Here is a 9583-nt window from a genome sequence, read left to right on the forward strand (position 1 = left end):
TTGGATATATGTCGACAGCTAAAAAAACTGTAAAAGCAGCTGGCATCATAATGATAATAACTCTACTGAGTAAAGTATTTGGATTTTTGAGAGATATGACTTTAGCTTTCCAATTTGGTACCTCTGTTTCCATGGATGTATACAATATGGCAACTGTTATACCTATGATACTTTTTGCGGCGGTGACTGCAGCAATAGCTACTACTGTTGTACCAATATTTACGGAATACTTTCAAAAAGATGGAAAACGGAAGGCATTTGATTTTATAAACAATTTGCTAGGGATAGTCTTATTAGCGACTATAATTTTAACTATTTTAGGCTTTTTATTTGCGCCTTATCTGGTAAAGTTTGTGGCGCCAGCTTTTACAGGGGAAAAATTTGAGTTGACAGTAAAACTTACAACTATATTATTACCTACAATGGTGTTCATTGCTGCATCTAATATTTTCACTGGTGCTCTTCAGTCTATGGAACATTTCACTATTCCAGCTATGATAGGCATCCCTTACAATATTATCGTAATAACGGTAGCAATTTTATATGGAGACAAATTTGGAATTACAGCAGTAGCTTATTCTATAATTATTGCTACTTTTCTACAAGCATTAATGCAATTACCTGTTTTGTACAAATTAGGTTATAGATTTAGGGTGAAAGTAGATTTCAAAGATGAAGGAGTAAAAAGGGTCGTTTTATTAGCAATGCCTGTACTTATGGGAACAGGTATACAAACTATAAATGTGTATGTAGATAGAGTTATAGCTTCTTTTTTGCCTGATGGGAGTATTGCTGCATTGAATTATGCCAATAGGCTTAATATGTTTGCGCTAGGTATTTTTTCAACAGCAATTGCAACTGTCATATATCCTGTTTTATCTAAGCATTCAGTAGCTGATGACACAGAAGGTTTTCTAAAAAGTTTAAATTTTGCAGTGAGTGGTATTTTATATATATTAATACCTGTATCAGTCGGGGCAATGGTACTCCGAATGCCTATAATAAAAGTATTATTTGAAAGAGGAGCTTTTGATGAAAATTCAACATATCTTACTTCAATTGCCCTTTTTTATTATGCGATAGGAATGACTGCATATGGCCTGAGAGATGTCTTAAGTAGAAGTTTTTACTCTATGAAAGACACAAAAACTCCAATGATAAATGGTGCCATGGCTGTATTATTAAATATTGCACTTAATTTAATTTTGGTAAGATATTTAAAATTAGGCGGACTTGCACTTTCTACTTCTATTGCAGCTATATTTGCTATTTTTCTTTTATTTACTTCTTTAAAAAGAAAAGTAGGGAAAATAGATGGAAAATACATGTTTATGAGTTTTATAAGAGCAATGTTGGCATCAATTGTAATGGGGGTACTAGTGCATTTTATGTATAATAATTTTATTGTTAAAATGCCGTCAGACAAAAGAATTTATGAGGCTATAGCCCTGTTTATATCTATATTAGCAGGGGCTATAATTTACTCGGTTATTGTATTGGTTATTGATAGGTCTGCTTTTTCCTATTTTAAAAAAGGCATAAAATTTGTAAATTCTAAACTTGTAAGAAATTAATTTAAAAATGAGGTGATATCATGAAATCAAAGGTATATTTTTACAATCTGAGAGCGAATAAAGCCAGCAGTAGTTTGTCTTCCAAAGTAGCGAGAATTTTTGATGTAGCAGGTTTTAAAAACATTATTGATAAAAATGACTTGGTAGCTATAAAAATTCATTTTGGAGAAAAGGGAAACAACGCTTACATCAACCCTATATATGTAAGAAAAGTGGTTGATAAAATCAAGAGTTATGGGGGAAAGCCCTTTTTAACAGATACAAATACTCTTTACAAAGGTAGTCGTTCAAATGCAGTTGACCATTTGACAACAGCAATTGAAAATGGTTTTGCATATGCTGTTGTAAATGCACCAATAATAATTGCTGACGGCATTTTAAGTAAAGATTCTGTAGAAGTGAAAATTGACAAAAAACATTTTGATACTGTAAAAATTGCTTCAAATATTTTTTTTGCAAACTCAATGATTGTAATGTCACACTTTAAAGGTCATGAATTGGCTGGTTTTGGAGGAGCCATCAAAAACTTAGCTATGGGGTGTGCACCTGCGGCAGGAAAACAACAGCAGCATTCAACAGTGCAGCCTGTTGTAGGAAAGGGATGTACCGCATGTCAAATGTGTATCAGGAATTGCCCCGTAAATGCGATATCTTTGGTCAATGGTTCAGCTTATATTGACCCTTCTATATGTATAGGGTGTGGAGAATGCGTGTCCATTTGTCAATATGGCGTGATAAAGCCTCAATGGGGAACTGATATGGATGCTTTTGTAGAGAGAATGACGGAATACGCATATGGCGCTTATTCTACAAAAAAAGACAAAATTGCTTTTATAAACTTTATCATGAATGTTACGCCCCTTTGCGATTGCACTCCTTGGAGTGATGCGCCGATTGTTCCAGATATAGGAATATTGGCTTCCTTTGACCCTGTTGCTATAGACCAGGCAAGCTATGACCTTGTAAATCAACAATTTGGTCATAAAGGTACAGCTTTAGAAGAAGCGGGATATGGCATGAATCCTGGAGAAGACAAATTTAAAGCTTTGCATCCTGAAACAAAAGGAGAACTACAATTAAAATACGGCGAGGAAATCGGCTTGGGTACAAGAGATTATGAACTTGTTGAACTAAAATAGCAGGTTAATCCTGCTATTTTTTTTAAAATTTTTAATGATTTTTGGTAACGTTTGTAGTAATATAATAATTAGAGAAATTAACGGGAGATAAAGGAGAGAAATTTAATGGAAAAGTATTTTGTTATAATTTCCATAATTTCGGTGGTAACACTAATATTGCTTTTATTAGTTCTGATAGCTTTTGTTAAATGGACGAATAGAATTTTTGGAATTGAAAATGAGAAAAAGGGGAAAAATGACAAAGATAAAAAAGAAAGAAATAATTAGTATGGCATAAAAAGTAAAAAGGAGTGATACTTTGGAAATAGGTTTTAAAAGAAATGAAGTAAAAGGAGTAGTTTTTTATACAATACCATCTTTTGAAAAGACAGGACTTGTCAAACACCTTTTTACTACTAGAATTGGCGGTGTAAGTAAAGGCAAATATGCTTCCTTGAATTTAAGCTTAAAAAGATATGATACTAAAGAGGAAGTCTATGAAAATTTTAAAATAATATGCGATATTGGCGGTTTTTCCTACGAAGATATGGTTTTTTCAGACCAGGTTCATGGTGATGTTATAAGAAAAGTGACTCTAAAGGATAAAGGAAAAAACTTTGGAGGAAGCGATATTTCTGGCGTAGATGCCCTTATGACTAATGAAAGAGGTATTCTGCTTGTTACATTTTATGCCGACTGTGTGCCTTTGTTTTTCTTAGACCCTGTCAAAAAAGTTATTGCCCTTGCACACGCAGGATGGAGAGGCACAGTAGCCTACATTGGGCCTAAAACAGTTAATGCCATGAAAGAAGAATACGGCTCAAATCCTAAGGATATACTCGTAGGGATAGGCCCTTCTATATACAAATGCTGCTATGAAGTAGGTGATGACGTTGCGAATAAAATTAAAAATGTTATTGGTGAATGGAAAAAAGTTCTTGTGAAAAAGGCGGAGGGCAAATGGATGCTGGATTTACAGCTTACCAATTATCTTGAACTTATAAATACTGGCATACCAGATGAAAACATTACAGTTAGCCAAATGTGCACCCATTGCAATAGTGAATTTTATTCCTATAGAAGAGACAAAGGCATGACAGGTAGCATGGCAGCTTTTATGGAACTTAGGTAGTTTTTTTATGATATTTGTTCTAATACATAAATTAAAAAATGGTTATTTGTGTTTTTTATATATTGACTATTTCTATGATGAATAATATAATCAAATTGGATAACATGTAGAATAGGCATAGTAAAAGAGGTGATAAAAATGAAAGTAAGCGCTACAGAATTCAAAACAAGAGTTGGTAAATACTTGGAATTAGTTGATAAAGAAGAAATTATTATAACGAAAAATGGACGTGAAGTTGCAAAACTTATTCCAGCAAAAAAAGAAGGTACTCCAAATGCAGATTTTTTGTATGGAATTTTATCTGACTATCCTAACAAAAATATATCTGCTGAGCAAATACGGGAAGAAAGAATAAGAAATAAATACAATTAAAGGGGAGGGAAGATTACCCGTTAAATAACAATATGGATATAATAGGTTAAATGATGAAAGTGTTAATTGATACTAATGTTATTCTTGATGTTTTATTAAAAAGAACTCCCTTTGACGTAGATGCTTATAACATATTAAAATTAGCGGAAGAAAAAAAGATAGATGCTTATTTAGCTGCTTTTTCAATTACAGATATATATTATTTCATAAATAAAAACCTTTCTCACAATGATAGCATAAAAACATTAGAGGCTTTGTTAAGTATAGTAGAAGTAGTGAGTATAACAAAACATGACATAAAGAGAGCAATGAATTTTAAGGAGTTTAGAGATTTAGAAGATGCTCTACAAATGCAATGTTTGAAAAAATTAAAAGGTGATTTGATTATTACAAGAGATGATGAATTCCAAAAAATAACTAATAAAGCAATATCACCAAAAGATTTTTTATCCAATGAGGGCTTAACTTAAAAACCAATACAAATGCTACCATACTTTTTATGCCATAAGACCTATTAAGGTCTTTTTTATTTTATCTAAAAACTTTTGTTCACAACTTATGCAATTTACTAAATATTCCGCTACAATTCCTGCCATATTTATGGTATATTTTTTGCATAATATACATTGAAGGGAGGCTTGTCACTATGATTGAAAGGATTTTTGAAATTATACAAAAAGAGGATAAAAAGAATCCTTTAACAGATGACCAAATAGCCGCAATTCTCAATATTAAAAGAGAAGATGTGACACAATTTAGACTGAAAAATAATATTCCTGACTCAAGAGAAAGAAGAAAACCTTACCTTTTAGAAGATGCAAAAAAAATAATTTCAAAGGACCCAAATATTTCAGATAGAAATTTGACAAAACAATTAAATAATTTAGGATATAATATTTCTCGTTTTGTAGCTACACAAATAAAAAAGGAAATTTTGAAAGATAAAATTGCAGATAATTTAGTGCAACGAAGTACTATTAAAAACGATACTGTAAATTTTGAAACTCCTAAAACAGCTAAAAGCTTACTCTCATTTAAAGAGATTATTGGAAGCGAAGGAAGTCTTAAAGTGCAGATAAGCCTTGCAAAAGCTGCAGTACTTTATCCTCCCCATGGATTGCATACTTTAATAGTAGGACCATCTGGATCTGGAAAAAGCCAGCTGGCTGAAGCAATGTACAACTATGCAATAGAGTCTGGAAGATTTAATGAAAATGCGCCTTTTGTAGTTTTTAACTGTGCTGATTATGCGGATAATCCACAACTACTCATGGCGCAACTTTTTGGTTATGTAAAAGGCGCTTTCACAGGGGCTGATACTGCAAAAGCGGGATTGGTAGAAAAAGCTGATGGTGGAATTTTGTTTTTGGACGAAGTCCACAGACTCCCCAGTGAAGGACAAGAGATACTCTTTTATTTGTTGGACAAAGGAAAATTCAGACGATTAGGGGAAACAGAAAGTACTAGAGAGGCACAAATTATGCTTATTGCTGCTACTACTGAAAATCCTGAATCTTCGCTATTACTTACTTTTAGGAGAAGAATTCCTATGGTGATAGAACTTCCTTCTCTTTCAGAAAGACCTCCCCAAGAAAGATATGAAATTATACATCATTTTTTCTCAAAAGAGTCTTTTAGAATTAATAAATCGATTATTGTAAAAAAAGAGGCAGTAAGAGCTCTTATGCTTTATGACTGTCCGGGGAATATAGGGCAGCTAAGGAGCGATATTCAAGTTGCTTGTGCGAGGAGCTTTTTAAATTCATTAGGGAGTAAAAGCTCTTCATTGACAATAGACCTTTCAGATTTACCTAACCACGTAAAAATGGGGATAATCAGAGTAAATAAAAGAGATCCCGAAATAGAAAGATATTCAAATGAAGACATTATGGTGTATCCTGACAAGGAAATTAAGTTATATCCAAAAGAAGATAGATATATGCTGCCTGATGAAATATATCAATTTATAGAAGAAAGGTTTATTGACTTAAAAAGACAAGGACTTACAAAAGAGGAGATAGATAAAATTCTCGGGAAAGAGATAGAGGCGGAGCTGAAGAAATTTGCTGTAAATGTAAAATCTAACATAACAATTTCAAAAAAAGAATTGACAAACATAGTAGGAGAAAAAATTGTAAATGCTGTTGAAAAAGCATACGAGATTGCTAAAAAAAGTTTTAAAAACTTAGAGGATAATCTCTTTTATTCCCTTGCTATACACTTAAGTGCTGCTTATGAAAGAATATTAAGTGGCAAACCAATAATTAATCCTCAACTTGAAAACATAGTGAAAGAATATCCTGTTGAGTATTCTATTGCTAAAATTATGGCAAAACAAATTAACAAAGAATTAGAAATACAGCTGCCTGATGAAGAAGTGGGCTTTATTGCTATGTATCTAAGGACATTCTCAGGGGACAAAGAAATAACTAAAGGCAGAGTGGGCGTAGTTGTGCTTACGCACGGCCATGTTGCAAGTGGCATGGCAGAGGTGGCAAATAAACTCTTAGGGGTAAATCATGCAGTCGGTATAGATATGGCTCTTGATGAAAGCCCAGAATCTGTTCTTGAGAGGACAATTGAAGTAGTGAAAAGAATAGACGAAGGCAAAGGCTGCATTATTTTGGTTGACATGGGTTCATTAATTACCTTTGGTGAAATTATAACCAAAAGGACAGGGATACCTACAAGAGTGGTAGGAAGAGTAGATACGGTTATGGTGTTGGAAGCTGTCAGAAGAGCTATTATACCGGATACTAATTTAGATGAAATAGCAGATGCGTTAGACGTAGATAAAACATATATAGGAAGAGTTGAAGGTATAAAGAGTAAAGATAAGCTTCCAAAAGCAATTGTAACTGTATGTATTACAGGAGAGGGAACAGCGTTAAAAATAAAGAAATATATTGAAGATGTCTTACCACAACTAAAAGATGATTACAAAATAATACCTGTTGGAATGCTCAGGCAGGAAGATATTGAAAAAGAAATTTCAAAAATAAGAGAAGAAAATGAAGTGGTAGCTTTTGTTGGTACAATAAATCCCGGCATAAAAAGTATACCTTTTATATCTGTTGAAGATATTTTACATGGCACAGGGATTGAAAAATTCAAAAAAATTGTCAATTTAGAGAAAGAAAATCCTTTAAAAGAAGTAATACAGGAAGACCTTATTTTGTATGATTTAGATACTTCTATGAAAAGTGATGTTATAGATAAATTGGTGGAGATATTGCAAGATAAAGGCTATGTAGATGAAAGGTTTTTACTAAGTGTATACAAAAGGGAATCTATGGGGGCGACTTTTTTAAAGGGAGGAATCGCGATACCCCACGGTTATCCAGAACATGTCACAAAACCTGCCATCGCAATTGCAAAATTGAAAGAACCTATTTATTGGGAAGGAGAGTTTAAGGCAGATTTGGTGTTTATGATAGCGCTGAAGGAAGATTCAAAGGATTACTTTATGCATTTGTATCAAATTTTAATGGAAGAACAAAGCATCAATGCCATAAGAAAAGCTAAAAGTGCCCAAGAAATAAAAAATATTATTATAAAATAGCACAAAACATGTCAGATAGTTGGCACGGCTCTTGCAATATTTTAATGGTGAACCAGCAAGGAGGTTATATACAATGAAAATTTCAGAGCTTTTTCACAAGGAAATAATTGTTACAAATTTGGAGGCAGAAAATAGAGAGGAAGTATTTAGAGTTTTGTATAAAAAATTGCTCGATAATGGATATGTTAAAGAGAGTTTTTTAGAAGGAATTATTAAAAGAGAAAATACTTTTCCAACAGGATTACTTCTCAATAATTATAATGTAGCGATACCTCATACTGACGCAGAACATGTTTTAAAGCCGGCTATTGCAGTTGCTACTTTGTCAAAACCCGTTATATTCAAAAATATGGCTAATCCACAAGAAGACGTAAACGTAAATATAGTGTTTATGATAGCTTTAAATGAAAGTCATAGTCAAGTTGAAATGTTGCAACAGTTAGTAGAGCTTATTCAGAATGAGAATTTCTTAATGAGTATTTTAAATGCGAAAGGTGGTGATGAGGTAATTGATTTGATAAATAAAAGTAGAAAAAAAACAAAGACAAGCTAATAGAACGAAAGACTTTATATAGGTGATTGCAAAATGAGATAAATATTAGAGTAAAAAAGTTACATTACAAGGAACAAAATAAAGAAGTTCCATTTTAAAGTCACACTCAAGACGGAAAAAGAGAAATGGAATAAAGATACAAATTAAAAAAGGCAATACCTAACACACCTTTTTAATGTAAAAAGGTGACAAACGAATCAAACCATAAGAACAAGTTATCAAGCCAAAAGTTTTTTCAAAGATAAAGGATGTTCAAAAGTACCAAGCTTTGCAGTAATAATTAAACCAATATGTTGAGTGATAGCCCCAAGAAAAACATCAGCTTTGATAGACCTGGTATTTATGAGTTTAAAGCTATCAACAGCGATAGAACTTTTTAAAAGAGAAATAGATTTTTCAATAATAGGGCGTTTTTCATAAAGTTTGGACCACTTTTTAGAGTTACGAGGGACAAAAGTATTTTTTCTAAAATCAATATCAAGGGTAGTATAGAATATTCTGCCACATTTAGAAGAGGTACAGGGGTTATCACATTGAAGGATATAAGTAGTTTTACCATTTAGTCTAACTTTTTTGGACATAGGGCAAAGCCATTTAATTCTGGTAGCTCTACCTTTTTCTCGAACGATGCCATCATAGGACATTTTAAGAGAAGGGTTACGTGGACAGGTAGGGATACCATCAGAGTTAAAAGTAGGTTGAAGCAAGTTTTTAGAATTTCGAGGGTTAATAGGGATAATAGGTATTATGCCAAGCTTTGAGAACAAGTATTTATAATTATCAAAAGAATCAAACCCGGCGTCACCTAAGAAGTATCTATAAGAGAAAATAGGATGTAAATTAAAGAATTCATTAAGAGAAGGGATTAAAGTTTTAGAATCATATAAATCTTTAGACTCGGCAGCAGATTTAGCAGTATTGACATCTAAAGAATCATCGTCATAGAAACTAATATGCTGAATAATGCCTAAGCCATTAGTGAGGATGGTAGCTTTGATAGAGTAACAATAATGGCCATTAATATAAGAGAATTTAGCATCAGGATTAGAGTGAGCGAACTTAGGCATTTTAGAACAAGCATAAGAGTGGGCATCAAAATCAGGATTAGATTTAGAGAACTTTTTAATATTTCTATAAAGGGAATCAAAGAACTTAGGATTATTTTCTCTGACATAAGGTTGAAAGCCAGTAGTATCAGCGATGAGGATATTAGAAAGGGAAGGATTAATAGCCTGACAAATAGGTTCAGTTAAATTAACAAGATTATTGAAG

9 protein-coding genes are annotated in these 9583 nt (G+C 32.7%); 8 read left to right on the top strand and 1 reads right to left on the bottom strand.

Annotation, left to right across the window (positions count from 1 at the left end):
- Positions 1-8: 8 nt before the first annotated feature.
- The 8 genes from murJ to I4N53_RS04840 all read left to right on the top strand — a co-directional run bounded on the left by murJ (position 9) and on the right by I4N53_RS04840 (position 8311).
- Positions 9-1574, top strand: coding sequence for a murein biosynthesis integral membrane protein MurJ (murJ, locus tag I4N53_RS04805; protein WP_214495723.1), 1566 nt, complete (start codon positions 9-11; stop codon positions 1572-1574).
- A gap of 20 nt (positions 1575-1594) precedes the next feature.
- On the top strand, positions 1595-2713 hold the full coding sequence (locus tag I4N53_RS04810; RefSeq protein ID WP_013149640.1) for a DUF362 domain-containing protein: 1119 nt from the start codon (positions 1595-1597) through the stop codon (positions 2711-2713).
- A gap of 105 nt (positions 2714-2818) precedes the next feature.
- Entirely contained in the window at positions 2819-2980 is a 162-nt protein-coding gene (locus tag I4N53_RS04815; RefSeq protein WP_013149641.1) for a hypothetical protein, read from the top strand.
- Positions 2981-3011: 31 nt separating this feature from the next.
- Positions 3012-3824 carry a peptidoglycan editing factor PgeF gene (gene pgeF / locus I4N53_RS04820; protein ID WP_214495724.1) on the top strand — a complete coding sequence of 271 codons (813 nt, stop codon included), beginning with the start codon at positions 3012-3014 and terminating at the stop codon, positions 3822-3824.
- 138 nt (positions 3825-3962) lie between these two features.
- The gene (locus I4N53_RS04825; RefSeq protein ID WP_214495725.1) at positions 3963-4196 is read left to right on the top strand and encodes a type II toxin-antitoxin system Phd/YefM family antitoxin; all 234 of its coding nucleotides are present in this window, start codon (positions 3963-3965) and stop codon (positions 4194-4196) included.
- 53 nt (positions 4197-4249) lie between these two features.
- On the top strand, positions 4250-4666 hold the full coding sequence (locus I4N53_RS04830; RefSeq protein ID WP_029688156.1) for a PIN domain-containing protein: 417 nt from the start codon (positions 4250-4252) through the stop codon (positions 4664-4666).
- 176 nt (positions 4667-4842) lie between these two features.
- On the top strand, positions 4843-7758 hold the full coding sequence (locus I4N53_RS04835; RefSeq protein WP_214495726.1) for a sigma 54-interacting transcriptional regulator: 2916 nt from the start codon (positions 4843-4845) through the stop codon (positions 7756-7758).
- A 73-nt stretch (positions 7759-7831) separates the two neighbouring features.
- Positions 7832-8311, top strand: a complete 480-nt coding sequence (locus tag I4N53_RS04840; RefSeq protein WP_074591952.1) for a PTS sugar transporter subunit IIA — start codon at positions 7832-7834, stop codon at positions 8309-8311.
- A 218-nt stretch (positions 8312-8529) separates the two neighbouring features.
- Here I4N53_RS04840 and I4N53_RS04845 read toward each other — a convergent pair.
- The coding region (locus I4N53_RS04845) for a transposase (RefSeq protein ID WP_255549704.1) at positions 8530-9583 on the bottom strand (1054 nt) is incomplete at its 5' end.

It is taken from the genome of Thermoanaerobacter sp. CM-CNRG TB177, from assembly GCF_018588165.1.
GTDB lineage: Bacteria > Bacillota > Thermoanaerobacteria > Thermoanaerobacterales > Thermoanaerobacteraceae > Thermoanaerobacter > Thermoanaerobacter thermocopriae.